Origin of the sequence: Pseudoalteromonas sp. UBA6610 (genome assembly GCF_002433295.1) — a bacterium.
GTDB classification, from domain to species: Bacteria; Pseudomonadota; Gammaproteobacteria; order Enterobacterales; family Alteromonadaceae; genus Pseudoalteromonas; species Pseudoalteromonas atlantica.
In genome coordinates this window covers 1-21881 of sequence record NZ_DJHW01000084.1, presented here as the reverse complement: position 1 = coordinate 21881, position 21881 = coordinate 1, and the positions used below count along the sequence as shown (strand labels likewise).

Below are 21881 nucleotides of genomic sequence, written 5' to 3'. Positions count from 1 at the left end.
AGGGAGAACAGATTTTTACGCAAGCACTTTTTTAAAGAAAAACCAAAAAAAAGCACTATTCGGTCAATATGTGAACTAAACCCTCTATAACTGGTAGTTTTATAATCAAAACAGGCCTTTTCTGGCCTATATTTAAGTGTTGCTGTTACACTCAAGCGACTATAACTGGTATTTAAAAGGTATATATATGGCTATCCGTTCTTATAAAGGTGTGACTCCCTCTTTTAATTCGTCTGTTTATGTTGATGAGTCGTCTGTTTTGGTAGGAGATATTACGATTGGTGACCACTGTAGCGTATGGCCTTTAGTGGCAGCGCGAGGAGATGTTAACTATATACGTATTGGTGAACGTACAAATATACAAGACGGTAGTGTTCTTCATTTATCACGCGCGACTAAAAGTAACCCAGATGGTTACCCACTTATTATTGGTGATGATGTGACAGTAGGACACAAGGTGATGCTGCATGGATGTACGCTTGGAAATCGTATACTTGTCGGTATGGGCGCTATTGTAATGGATAATGTAATAGTAGAGGACGACGTTATTATTGGTGGGGGGTCATTAGTACCGCCAAATAAACGATTGGAGTCTGGTTATTTATATGTTGGTAGTCCAGTAAAGCAAGCCCGCCCATTAACAGAGCAAGAGCTTGCCTTTTTAAAAGTATCGGCAGATAACTATGTGCAATTAAAAGACGAGTATTTAGCAGAGATCAATTAGATTCACTTCTATCTGCCCTGCCGAGTTATAACTTTCATCTTCTATAAGTTGCTCGGCACATTCTTCGTAATCAAACCGGTATTTATCAAAATGCTGCGTTGCGTGGCTTTCATCTTGAAGCCCTAGCTTTCGTAAATCTATAATACACTCCACCAGCATCCCTGTTACTTGTGCGAAAAAGACTAGTTGGTGGGAAGGTTCTCTAAACTCGAGTCTATCTATAAACTGTATGGCTTGATTCATTTAAGCATGCCTTGTTTTAGTGCTTTAACAACAGGAAGTATGGCGGGCATTTTATTACGCCATACATAATATGACTGTGCGGCTTGGCCTACTAACATACCACTGCCATCTAACAGCTTAGCGTGGTTATTATGCTCTGCAACCCAGTTCATAAATACGGTATTTTGCTGGGAGTAAAACATATCGTATGCCACTGCGCACTGACTTAGGTGTTTTTCGTCAAGTGCTGGTAACTCGTTGTTCATACTGCTAGAGGTAGAATTTACGATAAGTGAGTAATTGCTTACTGGTAATGTATCAAACCCATAGCCTGTTACCTTGCCATATTCAGCAAATAGTTGCGCTAAGTCTTGCGCTTTTTTTGCCGTGCGATTAACAATCGTTATTTCAGCTGGATTATGCTCAAGTAGCGGTAGTATCACCCCTCTTGCTGCACCACCAGCACCAATAATTAAAATACGCTTATTGGTAATTGTCACTTCATTGGCAAGTAAATCATTAACAAAGCCCACGCCATCGGTGTTATCGCCTAACAAAGTGCCATCATCGCGTTTTTTAAGTGTATTAACTGCACCAACAATTTTAGCAAGTGGGGTGAGCTCATCAGCCATGGCATACGCTTGCTCTTTAAATGGCATAGTAACATTGGCACCTATTCCGCCTCGCTCAAAAAAGGTGGTTACTGTTTTTTCAAAGTGATCGATAGGTGCTAATATTGCGCGGTAGTCGATTTGCTCACCCAAAGATACAGCAAATTGTTTATGTATCGCGGGGGATTTTGAATGTTTGATTGGATTTCCAAAAACCGCATATTTGTCCATTTTAAAGCAACCTCTTTGCAGTTGTACACTGCCTATTAACGATGATAAGTAATATGATTAAACGACTTTTTTCAAAATCTAAACCAGCTCCTGAGCAACCAGCGCCCACTCCTGAGAAAACACCGTATGAAATTATTGGTGGAGAAGCAGGTACCCGTGCTATTGCTAATAGATTCTACGACATAATGGCCGGCGATGAATACGCCAAACCATTATATGATATGCATCCTCTGCCATTAGATAGAATTCGCCAAGTGTTTTTTGAGTTTTTATCGGGTTGGTTAGGCGGCCCTAACCTATTTACTGAAAAACATGGCCAACCTATGCTGCGCAAACGCCATATGCCTTTTACTATAAATAAAGACCTGCGCGATCAGTGGATGTATTGCATGAATAAAACGCTCGATATAGAAGTAGACAACCCCCTACTGCGCGAAGGGTTAAAGCAGTCTTTTGGACAACTTGCCACCCATATGATTAATGAGCACTAATTGTAACTACTTAGCAAAAAGGCGCTGTTAAGCGCCTTTTATTAGGGTTTGTTGAGCTTTGCGGATTAAACAATTCCTACCTTAATTTAATATTTATAACTGCCACTCTCTGGCTATCAAATCAGTGGGGTTAGTGCTTAGCCACTCTTGTGGACGTAAATAGTATTGATACAAATTAGCCTCTGCGCTATCGGGCGCGGGCTTATAATTGTATTCCCAACGCGCCAGTGGCGGCATCGACATTAATATAGACTCTGTGCGCCCACCGCTTTGTAAGCCAAATAAAGTGCCTCTATCCCAAACAAGGTTAAATTCTACGTAACGACCGCGGCGATACAATTGAAAGTCACGCTGCTGTTGCGTGAATTCATCATTTTTACGACGCTCAATAATAGGTAAGTAAGCATCTAAAAAACCATTACCAACCGATTGCATAAATGCAAAGCTCTGCTCAAACCCTAGCTCGTTTAAGTCATCAAAAAATAAGCCGCCTACACCGCGTGTTTCGTCGCGATGTTTTAGGTAAAAATATTCATCACACCACGTTTTGTATTTTGGATACACTTGTTCACCAAACGGTGCACAAATGTCGTGTGCGACTTGGTGCCAATGCTGTACATCTTCAAAAACGGGGTAAAAAGGCGTTAAGTCAAAGCCCCCGCCAAACCACCAAATAGGCTCTTCGCCTTCTTTTTCGGCTATAAAAAAGCGTACATTGGCATGACTTGTAGGAACATGTGGGTTTTTTGGATGAATAACTAATGAAACGCCACATGCATGAAAGCTTCGCCCCGCAAGCTCAGGCCTATGAGCGGTCGCAGAGCCCGGCATAGATGCACCAAACACATGCGAGTAGTTAACGCCGCCTTGCTCTATTACATTACCGTTAGTGGTAACACGTGTGCGCCCGCCACCGCCTTCGGCACGTTGCCAGCTATCCTCTACAAATTTTGCACTGCCATCGGCCTGCTCTAAACCTTGGCAAATGGTGTCTTGCAAAGCCATAAAATACGCTTTTACTTGTTCTAATAATTCGCTTTGCATATTAACCTCTAAATACTTTGCCGGTCATGGCATCTTTAATTGTGCTAGGCTGCATGTTGCCCCCTAAGGGCTCATCAATGTAACAGCCTACCTTATCTGCAAATTGCTGCTTGGCTTGTTCAATACTTGTTACCGTTGGCTGTCCGGTTAAATTAGCACTAGTGGAGACAAGAGGCTTGCCTAATTGCTGGCATAAGCGCTTAACACTTGGATGATCAGTAACCCGAACGGCAATCGTATCAAACTGCCCAGTTAACCATTTAGGCGTATTTTTAGCTGCAGGCATTACCCAAGTAATAGCACCGGGCCAACTAGAGAAAATATCAGCGCGTTTGTCCATTGGCAGCTTTACATCGTCAACATACTTTAATAACTGGCCGTAGTTATCGGCGATTAAAATAAGGCCCTTTTCAACGGGGCGCTGTTTTATTTCTAGCAACTTCTCAACAGCTTGCTGATTATCTGGATCACACCCTAAGCCATAGACAGCTTCAGTAGGATATAAAATAACTTCACCTTGCTCTAAGCAAGATATAGCCGTAGGCAATGTAGAAAGGTCTGACAAAATATGCTCCAGAAATTTATATTAATCAGTAGTGGTAAGTTTATGCAGGCAACTTTTTTGTGGGCACTGTAGCACAGTACCATTGGCCATTTTTTTCTCTATAACAAGCGGCCAATCGCACTTAGGGCATGGTTTGGCTATGGGTTTGTTATTTAGAGTATATTTACAGCTTGGGTAACAATCGCATGAGTAAAACGTTTTACCAAATTTATTGCTGCGTGCAACTAGCTGCCCTTTTTTACATTTAGGACACCCAGGTAATTCATCATCGTTATTATTAGGTTCGTCATCGTGGGCGATATAATGACACTCAGGGTACCCTGTACAGCCAATAAACATGCCATAACGGCCGTTTTTAACCACCAGCGGTTTTGTGCACTGTGGGCAGGCTGAATCTTCAAGAACCTTTATTTCGTTGCTGTCGTGATGCGCTAATGGACGAATAAAGTCGCATTTAGGGTAACTAGCACAACCCAAAAACGGACCTGTTTTAGAGTTACGGATCACTAATTCAGAACCACATTGTGGGCAGACTTCGTATTCTTTTTCTAAGGCGTGTTTATCCGCCGAGAAAAGCGAATGGTCGATTTTACTCATGAGGTTCCTAACGGGTTGCTGAATTTTCGCCTAATATACCCAAACCACTTAAAGATACAAGCTGTGCATATATGTTTAAGTGGTTTGGCATACAATTTTAATGAAGAAGTTCGGTGGGTTCGTCAAATATAAGGTCTTCCATCTGCTCGTAAGCCTCTTCTGAGCCAGGTACGTTAAATAACACCATAAGCACCACCCACTTTAAGTCATCGAGCGAAATATAGGGTTTATCTAATGCGGCAAGGCGGTCCATAACCATTTCACGGGTTACACTGTTAACCACCCTTATTTGCTCTAAAAACATCAAAAAGCCACGGCATTCAACGTTTAACATTTTGCATTCGCTATCGGTAAAAATGCGCATTGCTTGGTGAGGCTTTGTAATTAAGTAGGGCGACTCGTCGCTGCGTTGTAAATCGGCCAATTGTTCAAGCCAGTTTAACGCTTTAAAAATTTCGGTCTTATTAAAGCCCGCGCGAAGTAATTCATCGGTAAGCTCGTTTTCTTCAATATAAATATCGGCTTCACTGTGAATGTAGTTTTCAAAAAGATACATGAGAATATCAAACATATTACCTTCCTGTGCTTAGCTTTATATACCCGTCTAACACTCGCTCTATTTCGTCGTCTAACTCTAAATCGAGCAACCTTGCCAGCACTTTATCAATTGGCCACTTGGCGCGACGTACAATTTCATCAACACTGGTTACCTCATACCCTATACTATTTAACACCTCACACTGTGACTGTTTGTTTACAGGCTCCTCTTTATTATATAGACCGCTTTGATAAGAAAAGCTCACCTCATCTAAAATATCTGTTACATTTTCGACTAACTTAGCGCCCTGCTTTATTAAAAAGTGACTCGCTTGCGATAAAGGGTTTTTAATAGACCCAGGTACTGCAAACACTTCTTTATTTTGTTCAATAGCGTAACGTACCGTGATCAATGAACCGCTTTTAATTTCGGCCTCTACAATAACCACGCCTAAAGACAGACCAGATATAATACGGTTTCTGCGGGGAAAGTTATGCGCATTAGCAGCGGTACCCGGTAAAAACTCGCTTATTAATAAGCCATGCTCTAATACTTGGTCTGTTAATAATTTATGGCGTTTGGGGTAGTAAATATCAACCCCAGTCCCTAATACACCAATTGTTTTGCCATTATTGGCCAATGCACCTTTGTGCGCGGCACCATCAATACCCCGCGCCATGCCCGAGGTAACAGTAATACCGGCTAAAGTAAGCTGATAAGCAAGCTCTGAGGCTATTTCGAGCCCCGTAGGGGTCGCGTTTCTACTACCAACAATGGCCACTTGCGGGCTAGATAACAGCGATATATCGCCTTTACAAAATAACAGTAAAGGGGCACTGGCTATGTGTTTTAGCTCGTTTGGGTATAGCGCATCAAAAATACACACCACTGTAATATTAAGCTGCTGTATTTGTTGCTCGTAATTGTTTACTTGCTGCCAATTGGTATTGAGTAAGTTGCAGGCTTGGTTTTGGGTAAGGCCAAGCTGTTGTAATTCACTTTGGTTTAAATCAAATAATGATTCGAGGGGGTGAGTATGTGATAAGGCTAACAGTGTTTTAATACCTAAGCCTTTACACATATAAAAGGCAAGCCAGTGGGCTAGCTTGCCAGATGACTGATCCATGCTCTCTCCTAGAGCACCGACTCGCTACAACTTAATGAATTACTACACTATCTCCAACGCGAATTGGGTGCTGATTTTTTGTTATTAATGCATAACTCACTTTGTCATACACTTTAAATACAATTAACTCACCCACTTTTTCGTGTGGCATTGTCCATGTTGTGGTGTCTTCATCTGGCTCGCTGCCAAATAATTCACCAGCATCAGATAAAAGCTTTTCAAATTTGCTCGAATCCTCTGGATAACGCGGTCCTCGAGGGCCATCAATAACGGTGGGTGATTGGCGTTCCAAATCGAGGATATGACCAACTTCAATTTGTTGCTCAGCACCTAAGTTTAGCACCACTACATCCATTGTGCTGAATTCTCTTACTTGGCGCGGCGAGTCAATAACACTGCCTGATACACTTTGCTTAGGACGATGCATATTAAAGTACGCTGGTAACATTTGCCCTTGCATAGCAGGGAGTAAAAAATCGCCTTGTTGTATTTCTTGTTTAACTGACTCAACCCGTAAAGACGATGGTACGCCATTGCTTTCATCGCCCGTTCTAAATGCACGAGCCATACCGACATAAGTAGCGCGAGTGGCTAGCTCTTCACCGGTTTGTGTATCTATGTAAGGTTCGCCTTTGTGATAAATAGCATATGCTTTATGTACTTTTAAATCGCCCTTAACGTATAAAATATGCCCGAGAGTTTGCGTTTTAGTATTTTCGTTTGCCCCTAAAATATACGGCTTATCATCTATGTCATCGCTGTTAATCGCTTGCTCATAACTTAAATAAGGTTTAATTATTTCAAGTGGCAAAGTGGTGATGGCGTTATTACCTTTTGGTGTAATACGCCCTTGCGGCGATAATTTTCTGTACGCTTTATTAATCACCAAACGCGGGTTACCGTCGGCGTCGTACACTAACGCGAGTGCATCGCCTGGGTAAATTAGATGCGGGTTATCTATTTGCGGGTTCATTTGCCACAACTCTGGCCACAGCCATGGTTCTTCTAAATAAATGCCGGAAATATCCCAAAGGGTATCGCCTTTTTTTACAACATATTGTTTTGGAGCATCTTTTTTTATTTGTAAAACATCAGCGACTGCAGGAAAAGCAGTACTTAGTGCAAACATAATTGCAGCCAATTGAGATTTCATTGGGCTTCCTTGTATTGTTTTTTCATTATTATTGACCAAAACCTGTTAAAGGGGAACGCGAATGGCTAAAATAAGAGCATACAATACCCTAAATTAAGCACAAGTGTAAAAAGGTAACTATGGCTAGGTTAGAAGTTTTAAGATTTCCAGATGAGCGTTTACGTACGGTAGCAAAAGAAGTTGCACAGGTTGATGACAACGTTCGCCAAATTGTAAAAGACATGCTAGAGACAATGTACGATGAAAACGGCATTGGGCTAGCTGCTACACAGGTTGATATTCATCAACGTATTGTGGTGATCGACGTATCAGAAGAACGCGACGAGCCACTGGTTTTAATTAACCCACAAATTATTAAAAAAGATGGTGCAACAATTAGCGAAGAAGGCTGTTTATCAGTGCCTAACTCTTACGCAAAAGTAGACCGTGCTGAAACCGTAACCGTTGCTGCTCTTAACGAAAATGGTGAAGAATTTGTACTAGATGCAGATGAGCTATTAGCTATTTGTATTCAACACGAACTAGATCACTTACAAGGTAAACTATTTATTGATTACCTATCGCCATTAAAGCGTCAACGTATTCGCAAAAAGCTTGAAAAAGAAGCTAAATTTGCCGCGAAGTAATAAGCACCTTAGGAAAACTCAGTGACAAAACCACTACGCATTATATTTGCCGGTACGCCGGACTTTGCCGCTCGTCACCTACAAGCGTTAATTCAAAGCGAACACCAAATTGTTGGTGTTTACAGCCAACCAGATCGCCCTGCTGGGCGTGGTAAAAAATTAAAAGCCAGTGAAGTAAAAGCGCTTGCGCTTGAACATGAACTACCTGTTTTTCAGCCACAATCATTAAAAAATGAAGACGCACTCACTGAGCTTAAAAGCTTAAATGCCGATATCATGATTGTGGTGGCTTATGGCTTAATTTTACCAAAAGCCATTTTAGAGGCACCACGCTTAGGTTGCTTAAATGTGCATGGCTCTATTTTACCGCGCTGGCGCGGTGCTGCGCCTATACAGCGCGCAATTTGGGCTGGCGATGAAGATACCGGCGTAACCATAATGCAAATGGATGAAGGGCTTGATACCGGCGACATGCTGCACATTAGCCGCTGCCCTATTGCTGCGGATGAAACCAGTGCCAGTTTATACACCAAACTGGCTGAACTTGGTCCCGGAGCACTTGTTCAAACCATTAATAAGTTAGCCAATGGCGAGCTTATAGCAGAGCCGCAAAACGACGAGCTGGCAAATTACGCTAAAAAGCTTTCAAAAGAGGAAGCAAATATTGATTGGACGATGGATGCTGTACAAATTGAGCGTAATATTCGTGCGTTTAATCCATGGCCAGTGTGTTTTACTCAAATGGGTGAGCACAGCGTAAAAATTTACCAAGCCTCAGTCGTTGAGCGAACAGGCCGTGCGGGCGTTGTTTTATCAAGCGATAAAAACGGCATTGTAGTGGCGTGTGGCAAGCAGGCATTAAGTATTACACAGCTGCAACCCCAAGGTAAAAAACCAATGGCAATTAGCGACTTTTTAAACGGTCGCAGTGACTGGGTAACTCCTGGCACCGTATTAGGCGAAAATAATGAGTAATGTTCAAAACGTACGTGCGCTTGCCGCTGAAACTTTATATAACGTGGTTGATAAAGGCGCTTCGCTAAATCAAGAGCTACCATTTGCCAGCCAAGGGCTGCCCCCTAAAGACAAAGCGCTATTACAGCAAATTTGTTACGGCGTGTTGCGCTACCTACCTAGCCTTGAAAACTACTGCCAACATTTAGTAGAGCAGCCACTTAAAGGTAAGCGTCGTATTTTTCAGTTTTTGTTGTATGTCGGTATCTATCAGCTGCAGCATATGCGCGTGCCACCGCATGCCGCCATTTCTGAAACCGTTAATGCCCTTGGCCAAATGCGTGCATTAGGCTTAAAAGGCTTAATCAACGCTATTTTGCGTAGTTTTCAGCGCCAACAAAGCGAGCTTGAAGAAAAAGCCAGGCAAATACCAGTGTGTTTATATAACCATCCAAATTGGTTTATTAAACAAGTGCAAGCTGCCTACCCAGACAACTGGGAAGCGCTTCTTGAAGAAAACCAACAACAAGCCCCTATGTGGTTACGTGTCAATCAAGCCCAATACAGCACGCAACAATACAGCGAGATGTTAACGGCTAACGATATAGAGCACACGTTAAACCCTGAGTTTGTTGATGGTATTAAACTAGCGAAGCCGCGTGATGTATTTTCGTTGCCAGAATTTGATGTGGGCGCCTGCTCTGTACAAGACGCCGCAGCGCAATTAGCCGCACGCTTTTTAGCACCTCAAGCTGATGAATACATTTTAGATGCCTGTGCAGCACCTGGCGGTAAAACATGTCATATATTAGAGCTTGCCGATGCAGAAGTATTAGCACTTGATAGTGACGCCACTCGCCTAGAACGTGTTAAACAAAATTTAACCCGTATCGGTTTAGGCTCAGACCTACAATGTGCAGACGCTTCGCAGCCTCACACCTGGTGGGATGAGCAACAGTTTGACCGCATTTTATTAGATGTCCCTTGTTCGGCAACCGGTGTTATACGCCGCCACCCAGATATAAAATGGCTTCGCCGCGCATCAGACATTGAAGACTTAGCCACACTACAAAGCGATATACTCAATAGCATTTGGCCGCTACTTAAACCAGGCGGCACAATGATATACGCAACCTGTTCGGTACTGCCGCAAGAGAACCAACAGCAAGTCGCTAAATTTTTAGCTAATAATAGTGACGTTGAGCATATACCACTGCACGACAACGACACAGTTACCAACCCTGGTTTACAATTACTACCAGGTGAAAGCGACGGATTTTATTACGCTAAGCTAGTTAAAAAAGCCTAATAGCCGTACACTCAATAGCCATTTATTAAACAGTAAATGGCTATTTTTTTAATTAAACAGTAATTCGGGTAAATAATGAAAATAATCATACTCGGTGCCGGACAAGTCGGTGGTACGCTTGCTGAAAACTTAGTTGGCGAACAAAACGAAATAACCGTTGTTGATATAGACGGCAACCGCTTACGAGAGCTACAAGATAAGTACGACTTACAAGGGGTCACGGGGCACAGTGCACACCCAGATGTGCTCAGACGTGCAGGTGCTGAAGACGCCGACATGATTATTGCGGTAACCAGCTCAGATGAAGTCAATATGGTGGCCTGCCAAGTCGCGTATAGTATTTTTAATACGCCCACTAAAATAGCCCGTATCCGATCAGAGCAATATTTAAAATACCGCGAAAAGCTATTTCATAACGATGACCTCCCGGTTGATCACTATATTGCCCCCGAAGCACTTGTTACCAAATATATTCGCCGTTTAATAGATTACCCAGGCGCGTTGCAAGTGCTGCAATTTGCCGATGGCATGCTCTCTCTTGTGGCTGTAAAAGCTTACTACGGTGGCTTATTAGTGGGTTATGCGCTTTCTGCTTTAAAAGAGCATATTCCGAATGTAGAAACCCGTGTAGCAGCAATTTATCGCCAAGGTAAAGCTATAAAGCCGCTGGGCACTACGGTAATAGAAGCGGACGATGAAGTATTTTTCATTGCTGCCACTAAGCATATTCGTGCGGTTATGAACGAGCTACAAAAGCTTGAGCGTTCTTACAAAAAAATTATGATAGCCGGTGGTGGTAACATTGGTGCAGGCCTTGCTCGCTCACTGGAAAAAAACCACAGCGTTAAATTACTAGAGCGCAGTAAAGAGCGTGCTGAGCAACTCTCTGAAATGCTAGATAACACCGTCGTGTTTTGTGGAGACGCCTCAGACCAAGAACTACTATCTGAAGAGCACATAGAGCAAGTTGATGTGTTTATTGCCGTAACCAACGACGATGAAGCAAATATAATGTCGGCCATGCTTGCAAAACGCATGGGCGCACAAAAAACCATGGTGCTTATACAGCGTGGTGCGTATGTAGATTTAGTGCAAGGGGGTGAAATAGACATTGCTATATCACCACAACAAGCAACTATTTCGGCGCTACTTACACACGTACGCCGTGGCGATATTGTTAATGTGTACTCGTTACGTAAAGGCGCGGCAGAGGCCATTGAAGCCGTTGCCCACGGCGATGAAAACACATCAAAAGTAGTTGGCCGTGCAATTGCCGATATCAAGCTACCTGCAGGTACAACGATTGGCGCTATTGTACGTAATGACGACGTACTGATTGCCCACGACGACACCGTTATTATGTCTGGTGATCACGTTATTATGTTTTTAATCGATAAAAAGCATATCAACGTAGTAGAAAAGCTATTCCAAGTTAGCGCTATATTCTTATAGTTAAACACAAAAAAGCCGCTGACTAAGGCGGCTTTAGTGGAGTATGTTTTTTAATGCTAGGCAACCCTGCTTAGCAGCTTACTAATTACTGTACTTTTGAAAACTCTTGCTCAGAAATTTCACCATTACCATCAGTATCTAGCTGGTCAAAAATTTTCACTAGCTGTGAATTTACCTGCGCTTCTTGCTTTGAAATTGCACCATCACCATCGGCATCAAACGAGGCAAAGTCGACTGCAGCATACGCCGCTGATGAAGAAGCTAATACGATAACGGCAAGTGCTGTATTTAATGTTTTCATAGTTGTGTCCTAATTAAGAGGAAATCCTTTTCTAAGATCCATGGGTTTAAAAATTAACTAAAAAGTGCTTTTGCCAATGTGCATTATTAAGTTTTAATGCACATTGGATTAGAGCAAATGACTCTTTGCTAAGTGAACATGCGCTGTCCTGCGCTCAATTGGCAAAGACCATCACACCCTAGTATTTAGAGAACTCTTGCTTTGAAAGCTCACCATTTCCATCGGTATCAAGCTCAACAAACTCAGCCATTAAATCCGCATCAACCGATGCTTCAGCTTGGCTAATGGCGCCATTGCCATCTACATCTAGGGTGTCAAAATCAGTCCCTGCAAAGGCAGCAGAAGAAGAGGCAATAGCCATAAATGCGAGTGCTTTATTTAAATGCTTCATAATTTAATCCTTCAATATAAACAAATTAGTTAAGTTCACTACGAGGTGTACGCAATCCTTGTAATCCTTTTTCGTAAGCTCCCTTGCCTACTTAGGTTGTCATTGGCAACTCAGGATTGTTACCACACTTTAAGCTTCTGAAAATTCTTCTTTTGATAGCTCACCATCTTGGTCAGTATCTAATTCTGAGAACATGCTCATCAGTTTTGCATCAATTGATGCCTCTGATTTGCTAATCGTGCCGCTGCCATCTACATCTAACGTATCAAAATCGGTTGCTGCAAATGCCGCTGATGATGAAGCAAGGGCGATAAGTGCTAAAGTTTTATTAATGCTTTTCATAATATAATTCCTTCAAGTATATGTGTGCGATTAAGTGTTTTACTTTAAATCACGTTATTGTTCAGTACAGCCAGACTATTACAACTTGAATGCCAAGTTTTAAAAGTTCATTAATTTCAATCAGTTAAAAGAGTGTTTGGCTATTTTTGATAAATTTTTGGGGGTTTTATGTTGCAAACTAGCAACAAAGGGTAAAGCTAAGTTTTTAAATGCAATAAAAACAGTTAGTTACATAAAAGAAAAAAGCTACAATTTTCGGCGTAAATTGTAAGGATGAAGTTTTATCGAAAAAAGAGACTAAATTTTAGCCGTGAGGGGGAGCTAACGTATTAAAATAACTCACTCGTAAATCTAATCTATACAGCTGATTTTTATAGAAAATAAAAATTATTTTTTGAAGTTTTAAAAATATGACTGCCACTCAAATAAAAAATGGCCATTTGTTGCTATTAAGCGAAAGTGCTTATTCTAATGGCAGCTCAAGCATCGCGGGATCGATAAAATGCTCTTTCATAAATGCCTTCATTTCATCTTCACTGGCTAGAAGTTTAATGCCACAATTAACCCCCGCAGCGTGTTCTTTTACACTGCATATTTCGCCAGTAAATGCTTTATTGTTGGTATCAACCGTCACCGTGCATTGCATATCTTTAATATTTTCATCGTTTTGATCGCCGCGTACATCAAACATCACCCCGGTAAGCGAGATGTCTTTAATCACCCCTTCAAGTACTCTATCGTCACTGAGAGTTAATTTGGCAGGTAATAAGGTAGGTATGCGTGTTTGCGCGCGCAGTGCAAATAACTGCACTTGCGTAGGGTAATTAATAAAAATGAGCCTAGCAGGGTGTGAGGCAACCGACATAAGCTGCTGCCTAAATGCTATTACTTGTCCGCCACTGCCTTCTATAACCGCTCTTACCACCACCATTACACCGTCACGTAGGTAATCACTTGCAGCAGGTAAACGCTTTGAACTTGGGTAATTTAAAATAATAAATTTATTTTCTAGCAAGCCAATAAACTCTGTTTTTACGCGTTTACTACTGGTAGGCGTAACAATTTCCAAGTCGACCAATCGCCCTGTTGTTAACTGGTGTAATTTATCTAAATTAGAATGTGGCATGCCTGTTCCTAAGCATCATTTATATATTATTACCCACGCCAAAAGGTCGGCGTAAATAGCACGAGTAAGGTGAATATTTCTAAGCGACCAAATACCATGGCAATGGTTAATAGCCATTTGGCACCATCGCTCACCGCCCCATAATGCGAGGCAACATCACCTAAGCCTGGGCCTAAATTATTTAAACACGCCGCCGTAGCAGAGAACGCAGTAATGTTGTCCATGCCGGTTCCCATTAGTGCCAGCATTATAATAATAAACACCAATGCGTACGCTGAGAAAAACCCCCAAACCGCTTCAACTACTTTATCGGGCAAGGCTTTACGACCAAGCTTAATAGAGTATATAGCACGTGGGTGCACTAAGCGGTTAAGCTCACGTATGCCTTGTAGGTAAAGTAAAAACACGCGTACAACTTTCATACCGCCACCGGTTGAACCTGCACAGCCACCTATAAAGCTCGAAAAAATAAGCAATATAGGCAAAAACAGCGGCCAAGTAGAAAAATTATCGGTGGCAAAACCGGCTGTGGTACTCATAGACACCGCCTGAAATAAAGCCTGATCGAGGGTTTCATCGCCATCGGCAAATATTTCGTTAGATGAGAGCACCGTAAAACAAATCACCACCAGCGCTAACTGTATCAGTAAAAAAACTTTAAATTCAGGGTCGCGAATGTATACCTGAATATTACGACTCGCTACTGCCGCGTAATGCAGTGAAAAGTTAACCGCAGCAATAATTAAAAAGAAAACACATATAAAGTTAATGACAGGGCTATCAAAGTGCCCTATTGAGGCATCGTAAGTAGAAAAACCGCCAATCGCCACTGTAGAAAACGCATGGCATATAGCATCAAACCACTCCATACCTGCCGCCCAATACGCCAACATACAGGTTACCGTTAACGACACATAAATGTACCAAAGATGCTTTGCGGTATCGGCAATACGGGGGGTCATTTTTGAATCTTTTACTGGGCCTGGGATCTCAGCTCGGTATAACTGCATGCCACCGACCCCAAGCATGGGCAGTATAGCAACAGCAAGTACAATGATACCCATACCACCAAACCACTGTAATTGCTGGCGATAAAACAAAACAGACTTAGGCAGGTATTCAATTCCGGTAAGTACCGTGGCCCCAGTGGTTGTAAGGCCAGAAAAGGCCTCAAATACCGCATCGGCCATAGACAAATTAGGTTCTTGTAAAAAAATCAGCGGTAACGATGCAAACGCCCCTAGTACCAGCCAAAACAGTACAACAATTAAAAAGCCTTCGCGTGCTTTTAAGTCGCCGTTTTCATGCCTGTTTGGGTAATAAGCTGTTAAACCAATAACCACACTAAATATAAACGCTAATACAAAAGGAACACCACCACCATCTTTATAAAATAAAGACACCACCGCAGGCGGCACCATGGTAATACTAAACAGCGCAACAAGTTGGCCAAGGATTTTTATGATGGTACGAAATTGCATGTAGCTTATCGCTTTTATTATTAGTAAATATAAGTGTGTAAGTTATTGTCTTACTCTTTGATAGTTAACTCAACTGCGCCATGGCTTAAATCAAAAATATCTTTAATGGCCTGTTTTGCTTGGCGGCTATCAATAGTAATAACCCATTCAATATTAGCAGTAAATTGTTTTTCTATATTAAGTACTTGATAATTGGTTTTTAACAATTGCTCTATTGCGCCCTGCATGCTGTATTCACTCTGGCCTACAATCTCGATACTCGGTACTTTAGTCACCGTTTTTAGCTGCGAAAGTGCATTATTAAGCGACCCACCATAGGCACGCACTAACCCACCGGTGCCCAGCTTTATACCGCCAAAATAACGGGTGACAACCGCAGTAATTTCGCCAAGTCCAGAACCCACCAGCACATTAAGCATCGGCTTTCCTGCGGTACCATTTGGCTCGCCATCATCAGAAAAACCATAAACATGGCTTCCGCCTGGGTTACCCGCTACGTGCGCCCAACAATTATGACGAGCATCTGGGTACTTTTCTTCAATGCTTTTAATAAATGCTTTAGCAGCCTGTAGGTCTGGCGTATGCGCGATATGAACTATAAAGGTGCTTTTTTTAATTTCTTCTTGATGAAACACATCATCGGCGGGGTATTTATATTCAGACATAATTAAAGCTCAATTAAAAATGGGGCCAAAAGGCCCCTTTGCATTCGCGTATTTTAGCGCGTATTGGCGAGCTCGTCTTTATTAGCTTAGTCGAGCGCTAAATCACGAGTCATATTTTCTAGGCTGTCTTCGTGAACAATAATATTGTCTTCAATACGAATACCGCCGTATGGTTTTAACGACTCAATTTTTTCCCAGTTAATAAACTGCTTACTGTCGGTTTGCGCTAAATCACCTAATAATGAGTCTATAAAGTAAAGCCCTGGCTCAATAGTAAATACTTGGTTTTTCTCTATTTTACGAGTACAACGCAAGAATGGGTGCCCTTCTGGCGATGGCTGGTGGGTGCCTTTATCATCACGCATAAAGCCGCCCATATCGTGCACTTGTAGGCCAAGGTGATGGCCCAAGCCATGAGGGAAAAATGTTGAGGTAATTTTACGTTCCACAATTTCTGTTGCAGGTAAGTTTACAATATTGAAGTCGCTAAGAATTTGCGCAATACGGTTATGGCAATCAACGTGTAAATCGCCATATAACATGCCAGGCTTTAATGCGTTGCCTAGCTCAATTTGTATTGCCGTCATAGTTTGTACTAGCTCAGCAAATTCGCCCTGTTTTTTAAAATCGTACGTACGGGTTATATCTGCGGCATACCCATTAAAGTTTGCGCCAGCATCGATTAAAAACGAATTATGAGTAAGCGGTGCTTTTGGCTCAAAATGTGTGTAATGCAAAATAGCGCAGTTTTCGTTAAGCGCTACTATGTTGCCATACGGCATTTCGTTTTCGCTTTGGCGTGTAGCCATAAGGTACGCTTGCTGAATATCAAATTCGCTACCACCATTATAAAACGTATCGCGTGCTGCTTTATGTCCATCTACCGCAATGCGGTTGGCTTGGCGTAAACATTCAAGCTCGTACTGCGTTTTATAAGCGCGGTTATAATGAAAATAGTTAAGTACCGGCTCAGGATTCATAATACTAAAGCCAAGCGCTTGCGCTACCTCTAGGTATTCGCCCATGTAAGCGTATTTAGCTTTATCGTAAGGTAATAGTTTTTCAACTTGATCAGGCTGTAGCAATAATTCTATATCAAAGTACTCAGCCCAAAAATCACGCGGCTCATCTGGTACTTTGTGCCAAAAATCAACTGGGCGGTAAAAAATAAGCTTAGGTTTATCGCTACCATTTACCACAATCCAACAATGTGGATTATCAATAACAGGAAGCCATGCTTTAAAGTGTGGATTAACTTTAAATGGGTAATACATGTCGTCTAAAAACTGGCGCTTAGCTTGGCCTGAGTGAATAACTAAACCCTCGAGCCCTTCACGGTCACAAATTGTACGCGTACGTTGTTGTAATGTGGCAATATGCTCTGCATATAAAACGGCTAATTTATCCATTGTTAATCCATCTGTTAAATTTAACTTGCTTTGAGTCTACCACTTAAACGTAAAGCGCTCAAAAAAGGGGGATATTTAACATGTAAATATCCCCCTAATACTTATACCCATCGTGTTACGTTATTAGCCCTTTATTTAGCACGCTAGAATGGCTAAATATTTTAGGTAATTGGTATTACATAATTTACCCGCCCATTTTCATGTTGAGTAACGGCGCGAGCACATTTCCTTCTCGGCCCATCCGGGTGTGATAAACCTGGCGATAAGCAAACACATTTTTTACGTAATCTCGCGTTTCTCTATACGGGATCAGCTCAACCCATAGCTCTGCAGGTATGGCTTCGTCAGGTAACCAGCGTTTAATACGATGATACCCTGCGTTGTAAGAAGCCGTAGCAAGTATTTCATTCCCTTTGTTTTTCTTTTTTAAGTACTGCAAGTAACTAGTACCTAAGCGTATATTGGTTTTAGGTTGGTACAAACGCGTACTCGATACCCTTGCTTTGTTAACGTATTCTGCCGTACTAGGGAGCAATTGCATTAAACCACGCGCATTTGCATGCGAACGCGCATCTGGTGCAAACGAGCTTTCGCGCCGTGCAATTGCAATACTCCACGCGGGGTCTATTTTGCTGCGTTTACTGTAGCGCTCAAATATATCTTGAAATGCAAACGGAAAACGCAGTTCAACATAATCCCATGCTTTAATTTTAGCTAACGTGAAAATAACGTTATCGTGCCAATTATTTTGCGCTGCAACCTTTGAGGCAGCTAGTTTTTCTTCATCAGTAGAGGTGTTCGTTAAGTAATTCCATTCTCGGCGTGCAGAGGTAAAACGCTCGAGTTCGTAAAGTGCTTTTGCACGTTTAAAGCCCGGCGCATTCTTCACCTTCTCTACTAGTTTTTGATCAACCTGCAAAGGCTGATTATTTAAATCAACCGGCAGCCCTAATCGTGCCGCCGCTAAAAAACCATAGTAATCGCGGTTAGCGGCCACTTTAGTCCAAATTTCGTCTGCTTTTTGTTGCTCGCCTCGCTTAGCATAGCTATAAGCAAGCCAATATTGCTGGCCTAAACTTAAATCGTCTTTACCTGTAAAAAAAGCCGCTATGCCTTCCCAGTCTTGGGTTTTAAGCATATTACCAAGTTGCCACTGAATTAGCTTTCTGTCTTGTCGCGCTTTAGGCACTTTATTAAGCCAAAAGCTGGCCTGCTTATGCCCACTTGAAGCAAGCGATAAAGCAAACGTGTAATATAGATCTGCTTTTTCTTCATCGCTGTAAGTAAACATTTTTTCTAGCTTTTGCCAGGCTCTTAAAGCCAACGCTTTATCGCGCCAAATTAAACGCTTAACACCATAAATGGCTATTTGCGCTTCTTTTGCTGACTTAGTTTTATAACGATACAAGCCTGCTGCCGCACTAGGGTCGCGGCGTACTTTTAAGTATAAATCGGCTAAGTAACGCTCGTTTTTAGGTAACAACGTTTTTAAATAAGGGAGTAAACTTTGCGTACCGCCCTGCGCTGCAAGCGTTATGCGCTTCCATATAAGTTCATTATTTAAATAGCCTTTTTTGCGCCAAAGCAAAAATAGCGGGTCGCATTCATTCGGTTGCGACTTACCCACCGTCCATAAATCGGTAACCTGATTAAAAATGGCTTTTTCTGGCGCCCCTAAATCAAGCTGAAAATCTAAAAACGTGCATGTTAGCGCTGCGTTAGACGTTTCTCGGTAGTTTTTTATATACGCTGCTTTTTTATTGTTTTTTTCAAGATACTCTAACCACGCTTTGCGTACCGGCCACTCAAGCGGGGTATGTTCATAAATGGTTAGGTAATCTTCTATTTCGCTTTGGTATTTAAAATTGGGATGGCGTTGCCAATATGTTTTTTCGACATACGGCTTTAGCGGGTGGTCTAACCCGTTTATTGCTTCTTTAAAGTCTTGGTAGCTTCCATAGCGCACTTTTTTTTCAGCATCTAAAAACGCGTCATTATCGATACTCGCTTGGGCAGAACTAAAAGGAAGAATAAAGGCAGCTGCCACAGCGCTTAATAAAATTTTTTTCATAATATCCTTTAGGTTTAACGACCTGTCAGGGTTAATAATTTCCAGTTTGAGACACTAAAACAATAATGAGAGTGCCTTTAATAAAGTATGAACAACATTTAATTTACGCACTCATAATAATTAATGAGTACCTTTAGCATATTCCAGTACACCTTAGCACCAAACCAGCTATATTTTAACCAACCGTTTGTAACCGAGTTAAATTTTTCGTTGCATTTTAATTTTAAAGCAAGCACACTGGTCGAAATGCAAACTCATCGTACCAGTCTTAGTTCGTCAACTAGGGAGAATAATAATGTTATATAAAAGCGATTCCTTTGAAGTTAGCTTCCTAAAGGAAAACATCGCCGAGTTTAAGTTTTGTGTTGCAGGTTCTGTAAACACACTATCTCAGCAAACTCTTTCAGATTGTGCAGCAGCATTAAAAGAATTAGCGTCTAATTCTGATATCAAAGGCATGATTTTTACCAGTGATAAAGATCACTTTATTATTGGTGCAGATATCTTCGAATTTTTACCAACATTTACTAAACCAGAAGAAGAATTAGTAACGTGGATCAAAAACGCAACCGACGTTTTTGACGCAATCGAAGACTTACCATTCCCAACTCTTAGCGCTATAAATGGCTTGGCACTTGGCGGCGGCTGTGAGTGGGCACTTGCTACCGATTATCGCGTTGCAAGCGAAACCGCTAAAATGGGCTTACCAGAAGTTAAACTAGGTATAATGCCTGGTTTTGGTGGCACAGTGCGCTTACCACGTATTATTGGCGCAGATAACGCCATGCTTTGGATTACCTCAGGTAAAGAAAACCGTGCCACTGATGCCCTAAAAGTAGGTGCGTTTGATGCGGTAGTTAGTGCTGACAAACTTTTAGAGTCAAGCCTAGCAACACTTGAATTAGCAATTGCCGGCAAACTAGATTGGCAAGCAAAACGCAACGTAAAACTTCAGCCACTTAAATTAAACCGTGTTGAGCAAGGCATGAGCTTTGCGATGGCAGAAGGTATGGTAATGGGTAAAACCAAAGGCCACTATCCTGCTCCGGTTATGGCAGTTCGCACTATTAAAGCAGCGGCCAACTGTACTCGCGATGAAGCAATGGCAATCGAAAATGCTAACTTTGCAAAACTTGCGCGCACTAATGAAGCTGCAGCGCAAACCGGTATTTTCTTAAATGACCAGTTTATTAAAGGTAAAGCACGTAAACTTGCTAAGCACAGCGATGTAGAAATTAAACAAGCGGCTGTATTAGGCGCTGGTATTATGGGCGGCGGTATTGCATACCAGTCTGCTTATAAAGGTACCCCAATTGTAATGAAAGACATCCAACAGGATGCGCTTGATTTAGGTATGGGTGAAGCATCTAAACTACTTGGTGCAAAAGTTAAACGCGGCCATATGCCAATGGAAAAAATGCTGGCAACGCTTAGTAAAATTAAGCCAACGCTTAACGATGCAGACCTACAAAACGCCAACATTATTGTTGAAGCGGTTGTAGAAAACCCTAAAGTTAAGCAAGCGGTATTAGCTGACCTTGAAAAGAACATGCCAGAAGGCACGGTACTTACATCAAACACATCGACTATTTGTATAGACTTACTTGCAGAAGCACTCGATAAGCCAGAAAACTTCTGTGGTATGCACTTTTTCAACCCAGTACCAAAAATGCCATTAGTAGAAATTATCCGTGGTGCAAAAACCTCTGATAAAACAATTAACGCGGTAGTTGATTACGCTCTTAAACTTGGCAAGTCTCCCATTGTTGTAAACGATTGCCCAGGCTTTTTTGTAAACCGTGTTTTATTCCCTTACTTTGCGGGCTTTAGCAAGTTAGTTGTTGAAGGCGCTAACTTTGCAAAAGTAGATAAAGTAATGGAAAACGTATTTGGCTGGCCAATGGGCCCGGCTTACCTGCTTGATGTTGTAGGTATTGATACGGCTTACCATTGTACTGGCGTAATGGCAGACGGATTCCCTGAGCGTATGGCACGCGCAGAAAAAGATCCGGTAACTGTTTTTGCTAACGAAAAACGTTTTGGTCAAAAGAACAAATCAGGTTTTTACAAGTACGAAACAGACCGTCGTGGTCGTCTTAAAAAATCAACCGATGCAACAGCAGTTGAGCTACTAGCGCCAATTACTGATGCACCGAAAGAATTTGATAAACAAGAAATTATCGACCGTTGTATGATCCCAATGATCAACGAAGTGCTTCTTTGTTTACAAGAAGGCATTGTTGCTTCTCCTCAAGAAGCTGATATGGCCCTTGTATACGGCGTTGGTTTCCCTCCATTTAGAGGCGGCGCGTTCCGTTACTTAGATCAAACAGGTTTAGCTAATTTTGTTGCAGCAGCAGACAAATATGCTCACCTAGGTGCGATTTACCAAGTATCAGAGCAAACTCGCAAATGGGCCGAAGAAGGTCGTGTTTTCTATAAGGTGGAAGGT

General features: G+C 41.9%; 23 protein-coding genes. 7 read left to right on the top strand and 16 right to left on the bottom strand.

Annotation, left to right across the window (positions count from 1 at the left end; all coding sequences use genetic code 11):
- The first annotated feature begins 187 nt into the window (after positions 1-187).
- Positions 188-724 carry a gamma carbonic anhydrase family protein gene (locus B4F91_RS11160; protein ID WP_029773008.1) on the top strand — a complete coding sequence of 179 codons (537 nt, stop codon included), beginning with the start codon at positions 188-190 and terminating at the stop codon, positions 722-724.
- On the opposite strand, the gene B4F91_RS11155 is transcribed toward B4F91_RS11160, so the two are convergent.
- Positions 707-967 (bottom strand): DUF1488 domain-containing protein, encoded by a 261-nt coding sequence (locus tag B4F91_RS11155; protein ID WP_264391083.1) that lies wholly within the window; start codon positions 965-967, stop codon positions 707-709. The genes B4F91_RS11160 and B4F91_RS11155 overlap by 18 nt on opposite strands.
- Entirely contained in the window at positions 964-1788 is an 825-nt protein-coding gene (aroE, locus tag B4F91_RS11150) for a shikimate dehydrogenase (RefSeq protein ID WP_286938585.1), read from the bottom strand. The genes B4F91_RS11155 and aroE overlap by 4 nt, the downstream gene beginning before the upstream one ends.
- Positions 1789-1841: 53 nt before the next feature.
- On the opposite strand from aroE, the gene B4F91_RS11145 reads away from it, so the two are divergent.
- Positions 1842-2279, top strand: a complete 438-nt coding sequence (locus B4F91_RS11145) for a group II truncated hemoglobin (protein WP_264391085.1) — start codon at positions 1842-1844, stop codon at positions 2277-2279.
- 93 nt (positions 2280-2372) lie between these two features.
- Here B4F91_RS11145 and hemF read toward each other — a convergent pair whose 3' ends face one another.
- The 6 genes from hemF to B4F91_RS11115 form a co-directional block, all read right to left on the bottom strand.
- On the bottom strand, positions 2373-3323 hold the full coding sequence (hemF, locus tag B4F91_RS11140) for an oxygen-dependent coproporphyrinogen oxidase (protein ID WP_264391086.1): 951 nt from the start codon (positions 3321-3323) through the stop codon (positions 2373-2375).
- A 1-nt stretch (position 3324) separates the two neighbouring features.
- Positions 3325-3888 carry an L-threonylcarbamoyladenylate synthase gene (locus B4F91_RS11135; protein ID WP_264391087.1) on the bottom strand — a complete coding sequence of 188 codons (564 nt, stop codon included), beginning with the start codon at positions 3886-3888 and terminating at the stop codon, positions 3325-3327.
- Positions 3889-3909: 21 nt separating this feature from the next.
- Positions 3910-4485, bottom strand: coding sequence for a DNA topoisomerase family protein (locus B4F91_RS11130; RefSeq protein ID WP_004588033.1), 576 nt, complete (start codon positions 4483-4485; stop codon positions 3910-3912).
- 97 nt (positions 4486-4582) lie between these two features.
- Complete coding sequence (locus tag B4F91_RS11125; RefSeq protein ID WP_004588034.1) at positions 4583-5056, bottom strand: DUF494 family protein; 474 nt, start codon at positions 5054-5056, stop codon at positions 4583-4585.
- Position 5057: 1 nt separating this feature from the next.
- A complete protein-coding gene (gene dprA / locus B4F91_RS11120) occupies positions 5058-6149 on the bottom strand; it encodes a DNA-processing protein DprA (protein WP_286938586.1) in 1092 nt (363 codons plus the stop codon).
- Between the two features lie 31 nt (positions 6150-6180).
- Complete coding sequence (locus B4F91_RS11115; protein ID WP_004588036.1) at positions 6181-7302, bottom strand: LysM peptidoglycan-binding domain-containing protein; 1122 nt, start codon at positions 7300-7302, stop codon at positions 6181-6183.
- Between the two features lie 119 nt (positions 7303-7421).
- On the opposite strand from B4F91_RS11115, the gene def reads away from it, so the two are divergent.
- From def to trkA, 4 genes are all read left to right on the top strand, one after another.
- A complete protein-coding gene (gene def / locus B4F91_RS11110) occupies positions 7422-7928 on the top strand; it encodes a peptide deformylase (RefSeq protein WP_004588037.1) in 507 nt (168 codons plus the stop codon).
- A gap of 21 nt (positions 7929-7949) precedes the next feature.
- The gene (gene fmt / locus B4F91_RS11105) at positions 7950-8903 is read left to right on the top strand and encodes a methionyl-tRNA formyltransferase (RefSeq protein ID WP_286938587.1); all 954 of its coding nucleotides are present in this window, start codon (positions 7950-7952) and stop codon (positions 8901-8903) included.
- Positions 8896-10191: a 16S rRNA (cytosine(967)-C(5))-methyltransferase RsmB gene (gene rsmB, locus B4F91_RS11100; RefSeq protein ID WP_286938588.1), complete on the top strand. Its 1296-nt coding sequence runs from the start codon at positions 8896-8898 to the stop codon at positions 10189-10191. The genes fmt and rsmB overlap by 8 nt, the downstream gene beginning before the upstream one ends.
- 75 nt (positions 10192-10266) lie before the next feature.
- Positions 10267-11643, top strand: coding sequence for a Trk system potassium transporter TrkA (gene trkA / locus B4F91_RS11095; RefSeq protein ID WP_004588040.1), 1377 nt, complete (start codon positions 10267-10269; stop codon positions 11641-11643).
- 85 nt (positions 11644-11728) lie between these two features.
- Here the strand turns inward: trkA and B4F91_RS11090 are convergent, their stop codons facing one another.
- The 8 genes from B4F91_RS11090 to B4F91_RS11055 all read right to left on the bottom strand — a co-directional run bounded on the left by B4F91_RS11090 (position 11729) and on the right by B4F91_RS11055 (position 19429).
- Positions 11729-11944 (bottom strand): EF-hand domain-containing protein, encoded by a 216-nt coding sequence (locus B4F91_RS11090; RefSeq protein ID WP_004588041.1) that lies wholly within the window; start codon positions 11942-11944, stop codon positions 11729-11731.
- 178 nt (positions 11945-12122) lie between these two features.
- A complete protein-coding gene (locus tag B4F91_RS11085) occupies positions 12123-12335 on the bottom strand; it encodes a calmodulin-like protein (protein ID WP_004588042.1) in 213 nt (70 codons plus the stop codon).
- 129 nt (positions 12336-12464) lie between these two features.
- Entirely contained in the window at positions 12465-12677 is a 213-nt protein-coding gene (locus B4F91_RS11080) for an EF-hand domain-containing protein (protein ID WP_004588043.1), read from the bottom strand.
- 463 nt (positions 12678-13140) lie between these two features.
- Positions 13141-13803 (bottom strand): PilZ domain-containing protein, encoded by a 663-nt coding sequence (locus tag B4F91_RS11075; RefSeq protein WP_004588044.1) that lies wholly within the window; start codon positions 13801-13803, stop codon positions 13141-13143.
- A 29-nt stretch (positions 13804-13832) separates the two neighbouring features.
- Positions 13833-15284, bottom strand: coding sequence for a TrkH family potassium uptake protein (locus B4F91_RS11070; RefSeq protein WP_004588045.1), 1452 nt, complete (start codon positions 15282-15284; stop codon positions 13833-13835).
- 50 nt (positions 15285-15334) lie between these two features.
- A complete protein-coding gene (locus B4F91_RS11065; protein WP_024032141.1) occupies positions 15335-15949 on the bottom strand; it encodes a YigZ family protein in 615 nt (204 codons plus the stop codon).
- Positions 15950-16035: 86 nt separating this feature from the next.
- Positions 16036-17358: a Xaa-Pro dipeptidase gene (pepQ, locus tag B4F91_RS11060; RefSeq protein ID WP_004588047.1), complete on the bottom strand. Its 1323-nt coding sequence runs from the start codon at positions 17356-17358 to the stop codon at positions 16036-16038.
- A gap of 184 nt (positions 17359-17542) precedes the next feature.
- A complete protein-coding gene (locus tag B4F91_RS11055) occupies positions 17543-19429 on the bottom strand; it encodes a transglycosylase SLT domain-containing protein (RefSeq protein ID WP_264391089.1) in 1887 nt (628 codons plus the stop codon).
- A gap of 295 nt (positions 19430-19724) precedes the next feature.
- Here B4F91_RS11055 and fadB point away from each other — a divergent pair.
- On the top strand, positions 19725-21881 hold a 2157-nt coding region (fadB, locus tag B4F91_RS11050; RefSeq protein WP_264391090.1), incomplete at its 3' end, for a fatty acid oxidation complex subunit alpha FadB.

What these genes read in the sequence shown, in the direction of transcription:
- B4F91_RS11160 (WP_029773008.1), top strand. Translation starts at nt 188, where the DNA reads ATGGCTATCCGTTCTTATAAAGGTGTGACTCCCTCTTTTAATTCGTCT.
- B4F91_RS11155 (WP_264391083.1), bottom strand. Translation starts at nt 967, where the DNA reads ATGAATCAAGCCATACAGTTTATAGATAGACTCGAGTTTAGAGAACCT.
- aroE (WP_286938585.1), bottom strand. Translation starts at nt 1,788, where the DNA reads ATGGACAAATATGCGGTTTTTGGAAATCCAATCAAACATTCAAAATCC.
- B4F91_RS11145 (WP_264391085.1), top strand. Translation starts at nt 1,842, where the DNA reads ATGATTAAACGACTTTTTTCAAAATCTAAACCAGCTCCTGAGCAACCA.
- hemF (WP_264391086.1), bottom strand. Translation starts at nt 3,323, where the DNA reads ATGCAAAGCGAATTATTAGAACAAGTAAAAGCGTATTTTATGGCTTTG.
- B4F91_RS11130 (WP_004588033.1), bottom strand. Translation starts at nt 4,485, where the DNA reads ATGAGTAAAATCGACCATTCGCTTTTCTCGGCGGATAAACACGCCTTA.
- B4F91_RS11125 (WP_004588034.1), bottom strand. Translation starts at nt 5,056, where the DNA reads ATGTTTGATATTCTCATGTATCTTTTTGAAAACTACATTCACAGTGAA.
- dprA (WP_286938586.1), bottom strand. Translation starts at nt 6,149, where the DNA reads ATGGATCAGTCATCTGGCAAGCTAGCCCACTGGCTTGCCTTTTATATG.
- B4F91_RS11115 (WP_004588036.1), bottom strand. Translation starts at nt 7,302, where the DNA reads ATGAAATCTCAATTGGCTGCAATTATGTTTGCACTAAGTACTGCTTTT.
- def (WP_004588037.1), top strand. Translation starts at nt 7,422, where the DNA reads ATGGCTAGGTTAGAAGTTTTAAGATTTCCAGATGAGCGTTTACGTACG.
- rsmB (WP_286938588.1), top strand. Translation starts at nt 8,896, where the DNA reads ATGAGTAATGTTCAAAACGTACGTGCGCTTGCCGCTGAAACTTTATAT.
- trkA (WP_004588040.1), top strand. Translation starts at nt 10,267, where the DNA reads ATGAAAATAATCATACTCGGTGCCGGACAAGTCGGTGGTACGCTTGCT.
- B4F91_RS11090 (WP_004588041.1), bottom strand. Translation starts at nt 11,944, where the DNA reads ATGAAAACATTAAATACAGCACTTGCCGTTATCGTATTAGCTTCTTCA.
- B4F91_RS11085 (WP_004588042.1), bottom strand. Translation starts at nt 12,335, where the DNA reads ATGAAGCATTTAAATAAAGCACTCGCATTTATGGCTATTGCCTCTTCT.
- B4F91_RS11080 (WP_004588043.1), bottom strand. Translation starts at nt 12,677, where the DNA reads ATGAAAAGCATTAATAAAACTTTAGCACTTATCGCCCTTGCTTCATCA.
- B4F91_RS11075 (WP_004588044.1), bottom strand. Translation starts at nt 13,803, where the DNA reads ATGCCACATTCTAATTTAGATAAATTACACCAGTTAACAACAGGGCGA.
- B4F91_RS11070 (WP_004588045.1), bottom strand. Translation starts at nt 15,284, where the DNA reads ATGCAATTTCGTACCATCATAAAAATCCTTGGCCAACTTGTTGCGCTG.
- B4F91_RS11065 (WP_024032141.1), bottom strand. Translation starts at nt 15,949, where the DNA reads ATGTCTGAATATAAATACCCCGCCGATGATGTGTTTCATCAAGAAGAA.
- pepQ (WP_004588047.1), bottom strand. Translation starts at nt 17,358, where the DNA reads ATGGATAAATTAGCCGTTTTATATGCAGAGCATATTGCCACATTACAA.
- B4F91_RS11055 (WP_264391089.1), bottom strand. Translation starts at nt 19,429, where the DNA reads ATGAAAAAAATTTTATTAAGCGCTGTGGCAGCTGCCTTTATTCTTCCT.